Annotated in this window: 17 protein-coding genes; 9 read left to right on the plus strand and 8 right to left on the minus strand. The window is 58.7% G+C overall.

Going from position 1 to position 18,382, the window contains the following annotated elements; translation table 11 throughout:
• Positions 1-729 precede the first annotated feature (729 nt).
• From PHT20_RS01185 to PHT20_RS01200, 4 genes are read left to right on the plus strand one after another with little or no spacing between them, the layout of a single operon-like run.
• Positions 730-996 (plus strand): hypothetical protein, encoded by a 267-nt coding sequence (locus tag PHT20_RS01185; protein ID WP_301019063.1) that lies wholly within the window; start codon positions 730-732, stop codon positions 994-996.
• Positions 997-999: 3 nt separating this feature from the next.
• Positions 1,000-1,995 carry a homoserine kinase gene (locus tag PHT20_RS01190; protein WP_301019064.1) on the plus strand — a complete coding sequence of 332 codons (996 nt, stop codon included), beginning with the start codon at positions 1,000-1,002 and terminating at the stop codon, positions 1,993-1,995.
• Positions 1,992-2,780 (plus strand): BPSS1780 family membrane protein, encoded by a 789-nt coding sequence (locus tag PHT20_RS01195; protein WP_301019065.1) that lies wholly within the window; start codon positions 1,992-1,994, stop codon positions 2,778-2,780. The genes PHT20_RS01190 and PHT20_RS01195 overlap by 4 nt, the downstream gene beginning before the upstream one ends.
• Complete coding sequence (locus PHT20_RS01200) at positions 2,777-3,538, plus strand: iron dicitrate transport regulator FecR (RefSeq protein WP_301019066.1); 762 nt, start codon at positions 2,777-2,779, stop codon at positions 3,536-3,538. The genes PHT20_RS01195 and PHT20_RS01200 overlap by 4 nt, the downstream gene beginning before the upstream one ends.
• 21 nt (positions 3,539-3,559) lie before the next feature.
• On the opposite strand, the gene PHT20_RS01205 is transcribed toward PHT20_RS01200, so the two are convergent.
• Entirely contained in the window at positions 3,560-4,819 is a 1,260-nt protein-coding gene (locus PHT20_RS01205) for a hypothetical protein (RefSeq protein WP_301019067.1), read from the minus strand.
• A gap of 273 nt (positions 4,820-5,092) precedes the next feature.
• On the opposite strand from PHT20_RS01205, the gene PHT20_RS01210 reads away from it, so the two are divergent.
• Positions 5,093-6,997 carry an alkaline phosphatase PhoX gene (locus PHT20_RS01210; protein WP_301019068.1) on the plus strand — a complete coding sequence of 635 codons (1,905 nt, stop codon included), beginning with the start codon at positions 5,093-5,095 and terminating at the stop codon, positions 6,995-6,997.
• A gap of 86 nt (positions 6,998-7,083) precedes the next feature.
• Positions 7,084-7,824 (plus strand): lysophospholipid acyltransferase family protein, encoded by a 741-nt coding sequence (locus PHT20_RS01215; RefSeq protein WP_301019069.1) that lies wholly within the window; start codon positions 7,084-7,086, stop codon positions 7,822-7,824.
• 143 nt (positions 7,825-7,967) lie between these two features.
• On the opposite strand, the gene PHT20_RS01220 is transcribed toward PHT20_RS01215, so the two are convergent.
• Positions 7,968-8,810, minus strand: coding sequence for a GNAT family N-acyltransferase (locus tag PHT20_RS01220; protein ID WP_300088463.1), 843 nt, complete (start codon positions 8,808-8,810; stop codon positions 7,968-7,970).
• A gap of 77 nt (positions 8,811-8,887) precedes the next feature.
• Between PHT20_RS01220 and PHT20_RS01225 the strand changes: the two genes are divergently transcribed.
• The 3 genes from PHT20_RS01225 (at position 8,888) to PHT20_RS01235 (ending at position 10,568) form a co-directional block, all read left to right on the plus strand.
• Entirely contained in the window at positions 8,888-9,046 is a 159-nt protein-coding gene (locus tag PHT20_RS01225) for a hypothetical protein (RefSeq protein WP_301019070.1), read from the plus strand.
• Positions 9,047-9,160: 114 nt separating this feature from the next.
• Complete coding sequence (locus PHT20_RS01230) at positions 9,161-9,571, plus strand: DUF6088 family protein (RefSeq protein ID WP_301019071.1); 411 nt, start codon at positions 9,161-9,163, stop codon at positions 9,569-9,571.
• Positions 9,558-10,568, plus strand: a complete 1,011-nt coding sequence (locus PHT20_RS01235; protein ID WP_301019072.1) for a nucleotidyl transferase AbiEii/AbiGii toxin family protein — start codon at positions 9,558-9,560, stop codon at positions 10,566-10,568. The genes PHT20_RS01230 and PHT20_RS01235 overlap by 14 nt, the downstream gene beginning before the upstream one ends.
• An 82-nt stretch (positions 10,569-10,650) precedes the next feature.
• Here PHT20_RS01235 and PHT20_RS01240 read toward each other — a convergent pair whose 3' ends face one another.
• The 6 genes from PHT20_RS01240 to PHT20_RS01265 form a co-directional block, all read right to left on the minus strand.
• The gene (locus PHT20_RS01240; RefSeq protein WP_300083012.1) at positions 10,651-11,127 is read right to left on the minus strand and encodes a histidine phosphatase family protein; all 477 of its coding nucleotides are present in this window, start codon (positions 11,125-11,127) and stop codon (positions 10,651-10,653) included.
• Between the two features lie 21 nt (positions 11,128-11,148).
• Positions 11,149-13,254: a polyphosphate kinase 1 gene (ppk1, locus tag PHT20_RS01245; protein WP_301019073.1), complete on the minus strand. Its 2,106-nt coding sequence runs from the start codon at positions 13,252-13,254 to the stop codon at positions 11,149-11,151.
• A gap of 90 nt (positions 13,255-13,344) precedes the next feature.
• The gene (cobT, locus tag PHT20_RS01250; RefSeq protein ID WP_301019074.1) at positions 13,345-14,451 is read right to left on the minus strand and encodes a nicotinate-nucleotide--dimethylbenzimidazole phosphoribosyltransferase; all 1,107 of its coding nucleotides are present in this window, start codon (positions 14,449-14,451) and stop codon (positions 13,345-13,347) included.
• 105 nt (positions 14,452-14,556) lie between these two features.
• Positions 14,557-16,272: a cobyric acid synthase gene (locus PHT20_RS01255; protein WP_301019075.1), complete on the minus strand. Its 1,716-nt coding sequence runs from the start codon at positions 16,270-16,272 to the stop codon at positions 14,557-14,559.
• A gap of 100 nt (positions 16,273-16,372) precedes the next feature.
• On the minus strand, positions 16,373-17,734 hold the full coding sequence (locus PHT20_RS01260) for a DUF3322 domain-containing protein (RefSeq protein WP_301019076.1): 1,362 nt from the start codon (positions 17,732-17,734) through the stop codon (positions 16,373-16,375).
• Entirely contained in the window at positions 17,731-18,381 is a 651-nt protein-coding gene (locus tag PHT20_RS01265) for a DUF4276 family protein (RefSeq protein ID WP_300083027.1), read from the minus strand. The genes PHT20_RS01260 and PHT20_RS01265 overlap by 4 nt, the downstream gene beginning before the upstream one ends.
• Position 18,382: the final 1 nt, after the last annotated feature.

The raw sequence follows: 18,382 nt of genomic DNA on the forward strand, positions 1-18,382 counted from the left end.
GCATTTTGCCTGCCCATGTGGCTGTCAAAAGCCTATTGCCTTGTCAGTGGCCAAATATTGCGCTTGCCGCTTGCCCGAGGTGCTATTGAAAGGGTTGTGGTAGCGGGGCATTGAGGCTGGGTGACGTTGGGGGTGGAACCCGGCAGGGCGACTGGGTCAGGGGCGTGCGGTTTTGGGGTGAAAGCACGCGCGGGGCTGGCGGCTTTGGTGCGCCAGCCCCTTTTTCGCGCGCATTTCACCCCAAAGCCCGGTCCCCTGACCCAATCACCCTGCCTCACGTGGTTTGGACTCGAAAATTTATAAGAAATATGCCTGCATCCCATGTTTAACATGCATAAGCAGCTATCAATATTATTTCACTGCCTATTCACCGTAGCCACGCAAATAAGGCGTGGTGGTTGGGTCAGGTGACCGGGCTTTGGGGGTAAAGGCGCGCGAAAAAGGTACTTGGCGTACTCAAGCCATCAGCCCCGCGCGTGTTTTGCCCCCAAAACCGCATGCACCTGACCCAGCCGCCGCGCCGTGCCAGAGCCACCAAAGCAGCCAAGCGCCGGCCACACCAGAACATCCATACCGGATGCACCACACCAGCAACATCGCCACAATCCCTTAAGCCTCAAACCCCACAAGCGGCGCACCAAGGTCAAGCAGACCTGGCCTAACTACAATCAAAACATGCGCTTTCACCACACCTCCCCCCTTTTCCTCGCCCTGCTTGTGACCTGCACCATGGCTCAAAGCCAAAGCCTGGCATCACCCAAACCCACACCACAGCCAGCCACAGCAGCCAGCCAGCCAGCCACATCAGACAGCCAGCCAGCCACATCAGACAGCCGCATTGAGCACCTGCGCGTGGAAGATGCCAGCACCCGCATTGATGAGCAGCGTGTGGGCGGCGAGTCGCAACACATCACGGTGCAGCCCAAAGGCGGCATGCCCAGCTACCAGGTGGCGCCCAAAACCGGTGAGCGCACCTGGAAAGTGCTGGGGTTCTAAGCCATGGCGGTGTACACAGAAGTCTCTTTGAGCGAGGCGCAAGCGCTGTTTGACCAGCTTCAGCTCGGCCAACTCACACAGCTCAAGGGCTGCGCCGGTGGCATTGAAAACACCAACTACTTCGCCACCACCCTGCACAACGGGCAGCTGCATGAGCATGTCTTGACCCTGTTTGAGCGCTTGAGCTTTGCGCAACTGCCGTTTTATTTGCAGCTCATGAAACATTTGGCACAGCATGGTGTGGCCGTGCCCGAGCCCAGTGCCAATGCCGATGGCGCGCTGGTGTTTGAGCTCAAAGGCAAACCGGCGGCAGTGGTCAACAAACTTCGCGGTGCCAGCGCCTTGGCACCCACACCCGAGCACTGTGCCCAGGTGGGTGCCATGCTGGCGCGCATGCACCTGGCCGGGCGCAGTTTTGCCACCCAGCAGCCCAATTTGCGGGGTTTGAGCTGGTGGAACGACACCGTGCCGGTGGTCTTGCCCTTTCTGACCGAGCCGCAAAAAACCTTGATCACCCAAGAGCTGGCCTTTCAAAACCAGCTCAGCACCCTGCCCGACTACGCCACACTCCCGCGTGGCCCCATTCACGCTGACCTGTTCAGAGACAACGTGCTGTTTGACAGCGTCAACGGCGCACCGGTGTTGAGTGGTTTTTTTGACTTCTACTTTGCCGGTGTCGATGCCTGGGTGTTTGACCTAGCGGTGTGCCTGAACGACTGGTGCATTGACCTGCCCACTGGCGCTCACCATGCGCCTCGGGCACAGGCCTTCGTGGCTGCTTACCAGCAGCAGCGCCCGCTGACTGCGGCAGAGCGCGCCCTGCTGCCCGCCATGCTGCGCGCTGCGGCGTTGCGCTTTTGGCTCTCGCGACTGTGGGACCTGCACTTGCCGCGCGAGGCCAGCATGCTGCAAGCCCATGACCCCAGCCATTTTGAGCGCGTGCTGACCCAGCGCGTGCAGCACGCGCTGGACGTGGATGCGTTGGTGGCCAGCGCATGAAGCTCAAACTCGTGCCCGCCCGCACTGGAGCCACCTGGGTCAAGCTGGGCATGCAAACCTATGCCAAGCAGCCGCTGGCACTGACCGGGCTGTTTTTCATGTTCATGGCGCTGATGTCGGTGGCCACCATGGTGCCGCTGGTGGGCTTGCCGATTGCCATGACAGTGTTGCCAGCCATCACCTTGGGGCTGATGGCCGCCACGCTGGAAGCCACCCAAGGCAAATTCCCCATGCCCTTGCTGTTGCTCAGCGGCTTGCGCGCCGGCCCGGTCAAATTGCGTGCCATGCTCAGCCTGGGTGCCATGTACGCGGCCGGCTTCATGTGCGCCATGGGAGTGTCTTATGTGGTGGATGGCGGTGGCTTTGCCAACATGTATCTGGGTGGCCATGTGCCAGATAAAGACCTGATGGCATCGGGCGCCTTCATGGCGGCCATGTGGACCTTCATTGGCCTGCACCTGCCGCTATCGCTGCTGTTTTGGCATGCCCCAGCCCTGGTCTACTGGCACGACCTGACGCCGGGCAAAGCCATGTTTTTCAGCATCGTGGCGTGTTTTCGCAATTTTTGGGCACTGAGCGTGTTCGCATTGGTCTGGATGGCGGTGATGGTGGCCATGGTGCTGGGCATATCGGCCTTGTCGTCGCTGCTGGGCAGCCCGGGGCTGGCCGGCATGCTGCTTTTTCCGGGCTTGATGCTGGTGGCCTCGATGTTTTTTACCTCGCTGTATTTCACTTTCCGCGACAGTTTTGAAGCCGATTCACCCCTTAAGGAGCCTCACCCATGAACACCTTGCACACCCTGGCTGGCCGCACCGAACATGAAGTGCTGTGGACGCAGCGGCGCAGTTTTTTACAAGCCGCCAGTGCCTGGACGGCGCTGGGGGGCTACAGCGCCGCGCAAGCCCAACAGCGCAGCAACATTGTGGAACTGGTGGGCGACGCCCAGCTCAACGGCCAGCGCCTGCTGCCCGGCCACACCATCCAAAGCGGCGACGCCATCAGCACCGGGCCGGGTTCAGGTTTGATTTTTGTGCTGGGCACGTCGTCCTTCAAAGTGCGGCAAAACACCCGCATGGTGGTGGAGCGCGGTGCCAGCCTGAACCTGGTCAGCGTGCTGCGGCTGCTGACGGGTGCAGTGGTCAGCGTTTGGGGCAAGGGCGGCACGCGGCGCATTGTCACACCCACCGTCACCGTGGGCATTCGCGGCACCGGCACCTACACCGAAGTGCTGCCCGAGCAACACTACCGCAGTTATTTTTGCAACTGCTTTGGCACCGTCGACGTGCAAGCCGGGGCGGACAAAACCGTCAGTCAGTCAGATTACCACCAGTCGTTTTGGGCCGAGCCCACCTCCATGGGGGGGCGCCTGTTGCGGTCTGCCAAAGCCATCAACCACACCGACGAAGAGCTGGAGTACCTGGCACGCCTGGTGAACCAGCGCACCAACTGGCAAATTCTGGGGCGCAAAGGGGTGCACGACGGTAAGGGCTACATGGACGACAAGCCCAACCAAATGCACCCGGCTGACATGATGGGCAAGTAGGCAGACGCCCCAGAAAAGACCTTACTTCATTCGCCCAACGAACGCACTGGTCACATCTTCAATCATTTTGAAAGCGCTGGTGGCGAAGTAGTCGGCGCGGATGGTCGACACATAGGTTTGCTGCGTGTGGGTGGCGTTGTTACCCAAATCACTGGTGCTCACAACGCCCGAGGTTCGAGACTCCAGCGCCGTGACTTGGACTGCTCCCGATTTAGCACTGGCACCTTCACCTTTCGCTGCATCTTGCGAAATATTCCTCGCTACAAGGTTGTCGCCAATGGCGGTGTCCTTGACTTTGATGTCGCCGGCCTGCATGGACAACGCAGCCACTTCACCGCCATCGTCATAGAGCTTCTCAGCCAAATGCAAGCGAATTTCACCATCCACGGGTGGCAAAAAAGTGCTTTCTCTGAATTTGGTGCCGCAGCCGCGTGAAAACCCCCAGTTCATCGGGTCACCTTCGGCAGGAAGTTGAATGGAAAACCGCGTGGCTTCGGGCTTGAGAAACATCCCTGCCGTGGCGTTGCTGTTGGCGGCATTGGCCACGGTGGTGGTGGCACTGTTGAGGTAGCTATTTTGCCGACCGGCAATCATGGTACCGGCACCGCCGGCTTTGGCTTCACCAAAGCCTACCGTGATCCAGACCTTGAGCATGGGCAGCGCCTCAACCTGGGTCAGGGTGCGCTCGTAACCAGGTTGTGCGTTGCGCTTCATATTGAAGTTGTTGCCGGTTTGGCTTAGTTTTTCGGTGAAGCTCATGTCGCTTTGCTTGCCTGAATAATGGTCACAGCCCCCCGCTGGTGATGATGGCACCCAAGCGTCAAAACCGGTGGGTGCGTACAGATTGCTTTTGCCATCAACGTTTTGCAAGAGCATGGCGTTTTGTATAGGCCACGTTTCAACCAACGCTTTCATTGCAGTTTTGCCCTCGGGCTTGAAGTTGTCCGGTTCAACAATGTCCCACCCTTGAGCGCGGAGCTTTTCAAGGGTTCGCGCGTAAGCAAAGTTGGTCAGCTCAATCAGCACCCCCGGCTCGGGCAATGTGACGGTGTTGGTGGCCTGGGTTTTGTTAAAGCCCCCCAAGCCCAAAATATGGAAACCAGTTTTTGTGCTGATGTAGCTTTCTTGAAACTCCACCACAAAGTTGCCCATGAGCAATTTCTTGGTTTTGGGCAGTTCGGTCAGATTGACCTCACGAATTTGCACGTCTGCGGCAAAACTGAAGTGAGCGGCCAAAGCCAGCAAAGCTGCCAGGCACAAAGGTTTTAATTGATTATTCATGAGGCTATATTTCATTGATAAGTGTGATGTAAAAAACCCTGCAAGTGCTGGCGCCGTCGATGCGGAGACCCAACAGGCCATCATTCAGCACCCATGCTCGCCGATTTTGAATGGCTCACGCAATGTTCGAAGGGAATGGACAACGCCATTCTAGAAATGCCTTGTTGCCTTGTGCACCCCTCCGTTGGGGGGATGGATTCAAGTCAATGTCAAAAAATTGACACATGCCTGTCGCAAACTCTCGCAGGTTTTTCACCTCACAGGAGTTTTTTAATGCGTTCACTCTCGCACCCAGGTTTTTTGGCAAGTGCCACCGCTTTGGCCGTGTTGACTGTTTTGGCAGGCTGCGCCAACACCCCCACGTCTGCCAGCGCTGCCAAACCTGCCAGCCACCCAGCGGTGGCCGCGGTTGAATTCACCGATACCGTCGCCCCTGCCGCCTCTGAGCCCGACAAAATGGCGCGCACCTACAGCACCTCTGTGGCCAAGGTCACTTACCAAGATGGCTCGGTCAAAACCTACCCCTTGACGTTCAACACCCTGTTTTCAGTGCAAGACAAGATCAATGATGTCAAAGGCATGAAGCACCCTGCCGGCCAGTTGTTTGATGCCAAGATGCAAGCCCTCAAAGACCCCATGGGTCAACCGCTGGTGGCTGAAACGCCTGATGCCAACAGCCTGCTCAAAGTGGGCGACAAGCTGTTCATGGTCACACACTACGAATACGACTGGCTGCTGTCTGACAAAGCGGTGGCCAACAAAACCAAGGATTGGTACAGCCGCTCGCCCATGAGCATGACACTGACCGAACTCAAACAAGCCAAAGACGGCAAATTGAGCGTGGTCAAGCAAAACCCGGTGGATTTCTCCGGCGTGGATGGCTTGTGGATTCCCTGCGCGGGCAGCCAAACCCCCTGGAACACGCACCTGGGCTCTGAAGAAGACTACGACTTGCAATACAACCCGGCCACCAAAAACGCGCCCAAAATAGCTGCGGGTCTGAAAGCCATGTCAGCCCAATACCTGGGCGGCAAACCCGCCAACCCCTACCACTACGGCTACATCCCTGAAGTGGAAGTACGTGCCACCGGCGAAACCAATGTCAGCAAACACTACGCCATGAGCCGCGGCACCTGGGAGCTGGCACGCCTGGCACCCGATGGCAAAACCGCTTACCTGGGTGACGACGGCACTTATGGGCTGATGGCCATGTATGTGGGTGATGCGTGGGGCAACCTCGACAGTGGCAGCATTTACGCCGCCAAGTGGACTCAAACCTCAGCCCAAAGCGGTGGCAAAGCCAACCTGAACTGGATCAAACTTGGCCACGCCACCAGCGATGAAGTCAAAGCCTTGGCCGACAGCCACACCTTCAGCGACATTTTTGACAGCGCCACCCCCAACGCGGGCAGCTGCCCAGCCAGCTTCTCGCTGATTCGCAGTGGTTCCAAAGAAGATGAATGCCTGAAGCTCAAGCCCGGCCAAGAAAAAGCAGCTGCTTTCCTGGAAACCCGCCGCATGGCCGCACTGATGGGAGCCACCACCGAGTTCACCAAATTTGAGGGCGTGGCCATCAATGCCAAAGACAAAAAGCTTTACATGGCCATGTCTGCCATCCGCGACAGCATGACCAGCGCCAAAGGCGAGCCTACTGACCACATCCAACTGCCCGCCAATGAAGCTGGTGCCACCTACACCGCCGACTTGAGTGGCGGCCAACGTGACCAACATGGCAACCTGATCGCCTCTGACTATGTGGCCACCCGCATGTATGTTGAATCCGCCTTGCTGGGCTTGCCGCTGGCACAGCCCGATGCCAAAGGCAACACAGCAGATGACAACAAAATTGCCCAGCCCGACAACCTGTTTTACTCAGAAGGCATGCGCACCCTGTTCATTGGTGAAGACTCGCTGATCCACACCAACAACTACCTGTGGGCCTACAACGTCGATACCCAAAAGCTCAGCCGCATCATGACCTCGGCCGCCGGCGCTGAAAACACTGGTCTGCAAGTGCTCGACAACCTGGACGGCCACGCCTACATCATGGCCAACAACCAGCACTGGGGCGACTTTGCCAAGGCCGTGCCGGCAGCGCTGGCCAAGCAACTCAAAGACCGCATTGACGTGTTTCACGCGCCCATTGGTTATTTGGGTGGCTTGCCAGCGATCAAGTAACAGTCAACCGGCTGCGCGCGAACAACGCCTCAGCCGTCAACCTACTTCACATCGTGCCAAGGGTCAACCCTGGCACGATTTTTTTCATGATCAACCGTTTACGTGCTGCCCTCAAACTGGCCCGGCTGCTGCTGCACCTGGCGCAGGGTCTGTGGCAGGTCTGGCGCTTTTTCCCAACCTGGCATCCGCTGCAAAAGCAACAGCGCATTCAGGCCTGGGCTCATATCCTGCTTGCGCTAGCAGCTATTAAATTAGAAGTTCATGGCAGGCCGCCGCAAGACCGCGCCACGCTGCTGGTCAGCAACCATGTGTCGTGGCTGGATGTGTATGTGCTGATGGCGCTGTGCCCGTGCCGCTTTGTCGCCAAATCTGAAGTGCGCCAATGGCCGTGGGTGGGCAAGCTGGCGCTGGCTACCGGCACGCTGTTCATCTCACGCCGCTCACCGCGCGACGCCATGCGCGTGGTGCATGAGATGACGGCGCAGCTGCAAGCCGGTCAAATTTTGGCGGTGTTTCCAGAGGGCACCACCAGCAACGGGCGGCAGGTGCTGCCGTTTCATGCCAATTTGTTTCAGGCCGCCATTGCCGCCCACGCCCCGGTGCAGCCGCTGGCATTGCGCTATGAAGATGCCACCAGCGGCCAACTCAGCCTGGCGGCCTGCTACATCGACCACGACACCTTGCTGCAATCGCTCTGGCGCACGCTCACGGCACCAGCGCTGCGGGTCAAAGTGAACTTTGGTCAGCCAGAGCTGCCAATGGGGCGCCCTCGTCAGCACTTGGCAAAAGCGCTGCATGACCAGGTTGAACAGCTGGCAAATTTATAAGAAATAAGCCTCTGGCGCTACATACCATTGCGTAAGCAGCTATTGTTTTTAAACTTATCCAACAACCCTATTGTCCCCAACAGCCCGCCCCTGCTGGAGCCAGGTTGAGATGGCGTGTGTGTGTGTTGGGGTCGGGCCGAGAGTCAACCCAAAAAATGCTTGCGATAGCGCGAAGGCAAGTCGTTGATGCGCATCAGCATGGGCAAGTCGGCGCTGTTGAAATCAGGGTCCCAGGCGGGTGCGCCCAGCACTTTGGCACCCAGACGCAAATAACCTTTGATCAGCGCCGGGGGCTCCACATTCAAGAAGCAGTTCAGGTGCTCTACCGGCAGCGGCAAGCGGGGGCGCACATGCAGCTCAATCGGAGCCAACTGGGTGGTTTTAAGCTGCTGCCAAATGCTGGCGGCCACGTCACCACTGATGATGCCGTTGTGCAGCATGGGAATGCTGGCGCAGCCAATCATGGTGTCCAACTGGTTGCGCACCATGAACTCGGCCAGCGCCCCCCACAGCGCCATGATGACACCACCGTGGCGGTGCTCAGGGTGCACACAGCTGCGCCCCAGCTCCACCATACGTTCGCGCAAGCCGCGCAGGCGGGTCAGGTCAAATTCGGTGTCGCTGTAGGTGCTGCCCACGCGTTTGGCTTGGGCTGGGGTGAGCACGCGGTAGGTGCCAATGACTTCTTCGGTGGCAGCGTCGCGCACCAGCAGGTGTTCGCAATAGTTGTCAAACAAATCAATGTCGTGCCCTGGCACGGGGGTGCTCAGGCGCGCGCCCATTTCATCGGCAAAAACCCGGTATCTCAGGCGCTGCGCTTGGCGAACCTCGTCGGCATGGCGCGCCCACGACACCAGCAAGCCAGGGCGCTCCATTTGGGCGGCTGCAGGACGCGCTTGAAGCTGACCCAGGTCAGGTCGGTGAAGTGACCCCCGGGAGGTGGCCGTGGGCGAAAACGCAAAGGTGGGGGTAGGCAGGTCTCTCATGTGTCGTACTCCTTGGTTGAATACAACAATGATCGCTGGCGAGCGTGACAGCTTTGTGGCGGTTTGATGGCATTTGCATGACATCAACGGCACAAAATCAAATCAAATCGGGGTGGATGACGGTCAGCAGTGAGGTGTGCCACTGGTCTTCGTGGCGGCGGCTGGTCGATGCCATGGTGCGGCTCCAACGCGTGTTGAAGCCCTACATCCAAAGATTGGCTGACGAACCCGCCTAAGCTGAAGTATTCATGGGCGCGTTGGGTGGATGCGCGAGTCAACTGAATGTGCAAAAATAGGACATCGATGTCCTAAGTTTGTCAACTTTTGCCGTACCAATTTGGAGAATGAATATGCCTCAGTCCACCGTCAAAGATAGGGTGATCGCAAAGATCAAAAGATCGTCTTCGTCGGTGTTCCTGCGAAAGGAGTTCGATCAGCTAGGCGATTACCGGCAAGTCAGCCGGGCTATAAATGAAGCCGCAGCAAGCGGAATGCTGGTCAAGGTTGGCTTTGGTTTGTATGCCAAGGCTCGTCCGTCAACGATCAGTGGCAAGCCAGTGCCGACCGTTCCGTTGCTGAATATCGGATTGGAGGTTATGCAGAAAATTGGCGTCAAAGCCGACGTGGGCAAGGATGCTGTGGCTTTGCGAGAAGGCCGAAGCACCCAGATTCCAATGCTACCCATTATCAATATTGGAAAAGCGCGAGTCAGTCGGAAAATCGCCGTGGGAAGTCGCCAGGTTGTTTATGAAAAAAGTTGAGGCTGTTTTTCGGGACAAGATTTCAGATTTAATTCTCGAACATGAGTTGTCCATCTCGGAATTCGCGCTTGAAAAAGACTTCATCGTCACCGATGTGCTTCAAGCTATTTCCAAAATTAACAACGAGAAATTCAACTTTGTTTTTTGCGGGGGCACGTGTTTATCGAAAGCCTATGGTCTTTTGGAGAGAATTTCGGAAGATGTGGACATCAAACTTGTCCCAAAGCCCGGATTTGTGCTGAACGCCAATCAGCGACGCTCTGCTATTTCGAAATTGAAGAAGGACATCGTCCAAGCGCTATTAAATATTGGATTTGAAGAAGGCAACATTCAACAGAAAGCGTTGGATGGAAACTCCTACGTTGAGTTCACTGCGGAATATTTCACACATTTCGATGTTGAGCCTGCAATGAGGGCTGCAATGAAGTTGGAGTTGAACTACACGAATCTTTCCCTGCCAAGCGTCGATATGGACATAGGGCTCCTTTTTGATGAGCTCGCAGGACAAAAGACCCAAACGCTCAAAATGCACTGCGTGGATATTCGTGAAGCCTTGACCGAAAAACTGGTTTCATTCCCACGCCGACTGGCGATGCACTTGACAGATGCGGAACGGTTCAAATTCGACAAGGCATTGGTCAGGCATCTTTTCGATGTGCACCGCATTGTTGAGGGGAATCCCAAAATTACTCAAGATGTCGCATTGAAATCTCTGTTGTTATCCGCAATGGATAAGGATGCAAAAGACTTTGTGCACCTATACCCCAAATTTTTGACAAATCCCGTTGGCGAAATTCAAAATGCCATGAACGTCACAAATTCAAAACCAGAGTATCGAAAAATGTATGACGAGTTTGTCAAGGTAATGGTCTATGGCAAAGACATCCCCTCGTTTGATGACGCGTTTTCCGGTTTCAATACTGTCTTGACTGCGCTTCTTCCTTCCGCAAACACCAACTTCAACCATCACGCCGCAGATATGGGATCGGCTCGCTAATCGCTTTTTTTGCATGACACATCAACAACAGCGCGTAGGCTTCGACGCAATGATGTGTTGAAACTCCGTTCGGGCAAAACGCTTAAATCAGATCCGGGTGGATGACGGTCAGCAGTGAGGTGTGCCACTGGTCTTCGTGGCGGCGGCTGCGCAGCCACCAGACGGCGCCTTTGCGCAGGTCACAGGCCGCCTCGGTGCTGCCGAGCAAGTGCGCAGCCAGTTGACCCAGTGTGGGCTGGTGACCCACCAGCAACACCGTGCCTTTGTGCGATGGGCCCAACTCAGGCGACCATTTCAGCAAGGCCAGCAGCTCTTGGGCCGAGCTGCCTGGCACCAGTTCGTCGCGCAGTTTGTATTTGCGCCCCAGCGCTTTCACGGTTTGCTCGGCACGCCGCGCTGGGCTGGCCAGCACCCGGGCGCTGTCGGGCAACTGGCGATCCAGCCACTTGCCCACGCGCGCCGCCTGGCCTTCGCCCTTGGCGGTGAGCGCGCGGGAGGCATCGTCAAAGCCGGGCAAGGCTTCATGCGCCTGTGCGTGGCGCCACAAAATCACGTCCATGATGAGGTGTCCTGTCAAACGTCAGGCTTTGGCCGAATACTTGGCCATCAACTTGCCTTGGGCACCCACAGCGGGTTTGCTCTTGCCGCTGCTGCGACTGCGTGCCGCGCCCGCCAGGGTGTAATGGCCATCCGGGTGCATGAGCCAAGCGTCAACCGTGTCGTGCAGATAGGTGGTCAGGCACTCGTCTACCACGCGCTGGCGCAGGGCGGGGTCTTCCACTGGCCAGGCCAGCTCGACCCGGCGCAGCATGTTGCGGCTCATCCAGTCGGCGCTTGACAAATACAAGGTTTCTTGCGTGCCGGTTTGAAAGTAAAACACCCGTGAGTGCTCCAAAAACCGGCCAATGATCGAGCGCACACGAATGTTGTCGGTAAAGCCCTGGCGCTGCGCTGGCAACATGCACGCGCCGCGAATGATCAGGTCAACCGCCACACCCGCTTGGCTGGCACGCACCAGGGCTTCCATCAGTTTGTCGTCGGTCAGGGTGTTCATTTTCAGGATGATGCGGCTGGCCTGCCCGGCAGCGGCAGCTTTGGCGGTGGCATCCACCAGGTCAATCAAACTGCGCTGCAAGGCAAAGGGAGCCAAGACGAGCTTGTTCAGGCGCGGTATGCGGCTTTGGTTGGCCAGCAGGCCAAACACGGCCTCAATGTCTTGGGTGAGCTTGGGGTTACGTGTGAGGTAGCTCAGGTCGGTGTACAGGCGCGCAGTTCTGGGGTTGTAGTTGCCCGTGGACAAATGCGCGTAGCGGCAAATGCTGCGCCCTTCGCGGCGCGACACCAGCAGCATCTTGGCGTGGGTTTTGAGCCCCACCACGCCATACACCACCTGGGCACCGATGTATTCCAGCTTTTCAGCCCAGTTGATGTTGGCCTCTTCGTCAAAGCGGGCTTTCAGCTCCACCACCACCGTGACCTCTTTGCCGCGCTGCACCGCCAGGCGCAGCAGCTCCATCAGCACCGAATCTGAGCCGGTGCGGTAAATGGTTTGCTTGATGGCCAGCACCGCAGGGTCGTTGACGGCCTCGCGCAAAAACGCCAGCACGCCATCAAAGCTTTCATAGGGCTGGTGAATCAGCACATCACCGGCTTTGAGCCGCTCAAAGATCGGCATGTTGGCGGGCAACTGGTGTGGAAAACTGGCCTCATAGCGCGGAAACAACCACTTGGGCTGATCCACCAGGTCAATCAACTGCCCCAACCGCACCAGGTTCACTGGCCCGTGCACCCGGTACAGCGCCGAGGCAGGCAGTTCAAACTGGCGCAGCAGCAGGTCAACCAAAAAGTCAGCACACCCGGCGGACACTTCCAGCCGCACCGCCTGACCGTAATTGCGGTGCACCAAGCCTTGGCGCAAGGCGGTGCGCAGGTTTTTGACGTCTTCCTCGTCCACCGACAAGTCAGAGTGGCGGGTGACCCGAAACTGAGAAAAATCGCCCACCGTGCGCCCGGGAAACAGGTCTTTCAAGTGCGCCCGAATGACGCTGGAGATCGACACAAACAGCGTGCGCTTGCCCGACAAGCTCTCTGGAATGCGAATGAACCGCGGCAAACTGCGTGGCACTTTGACAATAGCGATCTCGTTTTCGCGGCCAAACGCATCGTGACCCGAGAGCCGCACAATGAAGTTGAGCGACTTGTTGGCCACTTGCGGAAACGGGTGCGCGGGGTCTAACCCCACTGGCAGCAACAGCGGGCGCACTTCACGCTCAAACAGGGCTTTCACCCAGCGCTGCTGCGCCAGTGTGCGCTCGCTGTGCGAGACCACCCGAATGCCCTCTTTGGCCAGCGCGGGCAACAGCACATCGTTGTAAATGGCGTATTGGGTGTCCACCAAGTTGTGCGCCACCAGGCTGAGCGACGCTTGTGCCTGCGCGTCAATCAGGCTGAGGTCGGCCTTGGGCTTGGCCAGGCTGGTGTAGAGCGCGGCGCGCACCTCAAAAAACTCGTCCAGGTTAGACGACACAATGGTCAGGTAGCGCAAGCGCTCCAGCAGCGGCGCGTCTGGCTTTTGCGCCCAGTGCAGCACGCGGGCGTTGAACGCAAGCAGGCTCATGTCACGATCGAGCCACTGGGTATCTACCGGTTTGGTCATGGGTTTGTCGGGTGGGGAAGAAGTGGCCATCATGCACTCAAGGTTGATTTAACCAAAGAATATGACAGTTTTTTGTGACAGAAGTGTGACAAGCCTGTGTCACCACCACACATCGTCAGATCAATGAACCACCGCAGTAGCTGCACTTGCTGCGGGTGCTGCTGCTTTTTCAGACACGCCGGCTGACTCAAAACTGGCCATCTCGCGCAGCATGGCGCAGCTTGACAGCAGCAGCGGCCAGGCCAGCGCCGCGCCGGAGCCCTCGCCCAGGCGCAGCCCTAAGTCCAGCAAGGCCTGCACGCCCAGGTGCTGCAGCATGAACTCGTGCCCACGCTCGCCCGAGCGGTGCGCGAACACGCAGCGCTGCAACACCAACGGCTGCAAAGCGTGCGCCACCAGCACGGCGCTGGTAGCAATGAAGCCGTCCACCACCACCACGCGGCGCTCGGCACCGGCTTGCAGCACCGCGCCGACCATCGTGGCAATCTCAAAACCGCCCAAGGCGGCCAGCGCTTGAAGCGGCTCTTTGGCATCAGCGTGGCGCGCCAGCACGTCTCGCAAAATGGCGGTTTTGCGCTGCACCGCAGGCGCATCCAGCCCGGTGCCTGCGCCGGTACACACTTCAATGTCTAACCCAGCCAGGCGCGCCAGCAGCAGGGAGGCGGCCGAGGTGTTGCCAATGCCCATCTCGCCCAACAGCAGCGCATTGCCCGGCAAGGTTTGCACCAGCGCCATGCCGTTTTGCATCGCCTCTTGGCATTGCGCGGCGCTCATGGCGGGTTGCTCCAGCGCATCCGCCGTGCCGTGCTCACCCCCGGCCACCTTGCACACGCGCAAACCCGGGCGCTGCGTGCCCGCGGGCAGCCCGGCCAGAAAGTCATGGTTGACACCGCAGTCCACCACCGTCAAGGCGATGTCATTGAGGCGCGAGAACACGCTCACCGCCGCGCCACCCGCCAGAAAGTTTTCCACCATCTGCCAGCTCACGTCTTGCGGAAAAGCCGACACACCCCGGCGCGCCAGGCCGTGGTCACCAGCAAACACCACCAGTTGCGGGGCTTGCAGCACCGGGGAATCGGTGCCCAGAATTTCGCCGATCTTCAGGGTCAGCGATTCGAGTCGGCCCAGTGAGCCCAGCGGCTTGGTTTTGTTGTCAATTTTGTGTTGCAACGCTTGCGTGAAAGCAAGGCTGTGGATGTCGTCGAGTTGCGGCATAAAAGAAGTCATGGGAGTTCCTGATGAGTTGGATTGGATTGAATTGAATTGAATTGAATTGAATTGGGTCAAAAATTACTATAAAAATAATATCTACTCGCGCTTATTACATAAGGGCTAGAGGCTATTTTGTTCACAAGGTGGCGCGTCAGCCAACAAGCCGTCGAGCACACCAGGCTCAAAGTGGTTTGCAATGAAATCAGCCATGCGCTCAAAGACAGCATCCAGCGTCGGCACAGGGCCTGGCAGGCGCGCGCCAAACAGGGCTTGCAGCGCAGCCTGGTCTTCAAACAGGCCATGCAGGTAAATGCCCAGCACGTTGCCGCGGGCGTTTTGCCAGCCCAGGCCGTCAGGCAGCACGGCCACTGCCACATCACCCGCTTTGGCCATGGCCGGGTGCTGCGTGGTCTGGCCTTGGTGAATTTCATACCCGCTGACAGGCACACCCGCCAATGAAACCCAAGGGGTCTCAGAACCACCCGGCGCTTCAGTCACGCCAGCAGGGTCATGGCCGGGAGCCTCATACTGCCGAACGCGCAGAAATCGGCTCTCAGCCATGGCCCCGCTGGCGTCTGCAGTGGCACGGGTCGGCATGAAAGCGAATTGGGTCTGCGTATGCTGCACGGTTTTGTCTGCCGCAAACACCGTCACCAGCGGCAACAGCCCCAAGCCCGGCGCGTTGCCGTTGATGTCGCCGGGGTCAATCAACGCCTCGCCCAGCATTTGCAGCCCACCACACACGCCCAGCACCGCCCCGCCATGCTTTGCGTGCCGAGCCACGGCAGCGTCGAGCCCCTGCGCACGCAGCCAGGCCAGATCGGCCGTGGTGGCTTTGGAGCCGGGCAGGATGATCCAGTCGGTCGCTTGCAACCCGGCCAGTTCAGCCGGTGAACGCGCCCACAGCAGGCGCACGCCAGGGATGTTTTTCAAGGGTTGAAATTCGTCCAGATTGCTGATGCGTGGGTAGGCCACCACCGCCACGGTCAGGTTCACCGCGCCCTGCGTTGTGCAGCGGTCACCGAGCGCCGCACGGCCGCCCGAAGGCGCGAGAGCCCCCCCGGGGGGCAGTGAGGACACGCCAGTGCCGAACGTGGGGGTCATATCAAAAACACCATCCTCTTCCGGCAGCCCATGTTGCCACCACATTGGCAGCGTGGCTACAGTGGGGATGCCGGTGAGGTCTTGCAACAGCTGCGGAGCCGGAGCCAGCAACGCCGCATCGCCGCGAAACTTGTTTAAAACAAAACCTTTGATCAAAGCCCGCTCATCCTCTGGCAGCAGCGCCCAGGTGCCGTACAGGTGGGCAAACGCGCCACCCCGGTCAATGTCGGTCACCAGCAGGCAGGCGGCATTGCAATGCAGTGCCACGCGCATGTTGACAATGTCACTGGCGTGCAAATTGATCTCGGCAGGGGAGCCCGCGCCCTCGATCACCACCACGTCGTTTTCGGCACGCAGCGCATCCAGCGCGGCAGCGATGTACGGCCAGACATGGTTGCTGCGTTCGCGCCACGGCATGGCCGTGAGCTCGGCGCTGACTTGCCCCAGCAGCACCACCTGGCTGTGGGTGTCGGCCTCGGGCTTGAGCAGCAGCGGGTTCATGCGCACCTCGGGCTCGGCCTTGGCGGCCAGCGCCTGGAAGTACTGGGCGCTACCAATCTCGCCCTGGCCGTTGCTGGATACCACCACGCGGGCGTTGTTGCTCATGTTTTGTGCTTTGAAGGGTGCCACCTTCAAGCCTTGACGGGCGTAATGGCGGCACAGCGCCGTAGTCAGCCAGCTTTTGCCCGCGCCGCTGGTGGTGCCCAGCACCATGATGCAATGGGCGGTCATGGGGTGCCCTTGGCAGTTAAATCACCGCTTAAATAAACTATTAAATAAATAGCTGCTTGCGCATATTTCATAAGGGCTAGAGACCTATTTTTCATATATTTCAAACCAATATAAGTTCTGCTGCTGCGACGGTCGTTGGCCGTGGCGATGACGGCAAGGCGGCCAGCGCCGCTTGCACCCAGACAAATCCTATGCGTTCTTGCTCCAGACGCACACTTGCGCCAGCCGCCGCGCTGCCCGGTAGGCAGGCACACAGGTGATGGCTGCGCAAGTCGTCATACAGCGCGGCCTCTGCAGCATCAAGACGCGGCAAATCATGCGCCACGGGCTGCGGCTCCATACCCCATTGGCTCTGGTGTGCCATCAAGGTGGGGCGATCCATCAACACCGACTGCGCGTGTGGAAACTGGGCGCGCAACTGGTCAAGAATCGCAAAGCCGTGGGTGTCGATGTCGCCCCAGTAGACCAGACGGCAGCCGTGCAGCCAACGCGTGCCAGCAAGCATCTCAAAACCGTATCCCGCGCCAAAAATCACCAGGCTGCCCGCCAGCGCCGGAAAGGCCAAAAAATTGACCTCGTTTTCGGTGATGAAAACGCAGCTGACGGGCAGCTGCAACTTGGCAAAGTCGGCCTGGGTCAGGGTGATGTCGTGGTCTGCGCCAGTGGGCAACAGGTCTTGCGGCTGTGGCTGACCCTGTAGAAATGGCAAACCGTGTGGCCGTGGCTGCCCGTGGGGCGGCAACCGTTCAGGTGGTTGCAGGGCGAGCAGCGACGCGTCCAGCAGACGAAAGCGCACGCGCAGCGGTTTGTCTTTGAAACCGTAGCGTTGGCAAAACTGGCTGGCCCCGGTGGCGCTGGTGTCGATGGCCTGCGCTGGCAAGGCCAAGTCCAACAGTTCACCCAGTACACCCCGGTGCGCCTCGATGAACTTGCTGTCCACACCGGGCACATCCACTTGGCGCAGATAGATGCCGGGGCGCGGGTGGGCTTGCAGCCAGGTGACCACTTGGAGCAGGCGCGGCCAGGCCTCTGCCAAAGCCAGCGCATTCAGCGGGCGCTTTTCCAGCCACGGCAGCAAGGCAGGCTGCTGCTCGCGGGTGTGTTGCACCAAGCTGGCAAAGCGTTTGGCCTCTTTTGGTTTGCCGATCAGCGCCAGCGCGTTGTCCAGGGTATCGAGCCAAATCTCATCGGGCACGGCGCATTCCCCGAGCACGCGGTGGCGAAATTGGCGCGAGACGATGCGATAACGCGGCGCGCTGTCCGCCGGTGCGTTGCAACCCAGGGCTTTCATCCACGCGCGCACTTCGTCAAAGCGCTCCGCCAGCTCGGTAGAGCTGGGCCCGATGAGCCGCAAACGCCGGGGCGGCATCACCTCGCCCAGCACGCAGGGGCGCAGCAGCTCACCTTTGTCCCAGAGCTTTTGGACTTGGGCACGCAGGTCGGCGGGGGTGGTCCAGGTCATGCCTGCGCAATCAACCGGGTGAGGCCATCACGGAATTTGCCAAAACTAGGGGATGCGTTGTGATGAAGGTTCATGAACGGGCCAATTTTTTCTGCCCACTCATGTTTGAGCTGCCCGGGCAATGGCCAGCCCGCCTTTTTGATGGCCGCAGCGCCGCCCGCATGGATGGCATCGGCCAGCATTTCCCAAGTGCCACACGCGCTGTCTTGTACGTAGCGATCCAGCACGTCGCGCTTAGCACGGGGAAATGCACGCAACAAGGCTGCGTGGTCACCGAAATACCAGGCCTCCATTTCCTCAATGGCCAGCCGGAACAGCGTATGCGGTGCGGGTTTGCATTGCTCAGCGACAGACTTCAACTCTTGCAAGAATGTCTTGCAATCACGCCGATCTGTGTCAAGCACCACAACCACCGCATCAATGCCTGGCGTTTTTCCATAACCCTGCAATAGCCTGGGCAATTGATCCAGAAGAATGCGTTTGGCCGGGTCTGCCTTGGCCGTCAACCCCTGCGGAATACGGCCAATGCCTTTGTAGGCTTTGAGTCGCCAGGTGTGTGGCTCACCCTGCTCGCCCCATATTTGCGGTAACAACTGCGCCAACAATTTTTCCCCTGAGCTGTCCTCCACCAAAACCTCGATGTGCATG

Origin of the sequence: Rhodoferax sp., from assembly GCF_028715765.1 — a bacterium.
Lineage (GTDB): Bacteria > Pseudomonadota > Gammaproteobacteria > Burkholderiales > Burkholderiaceae_C > Rhodoferax.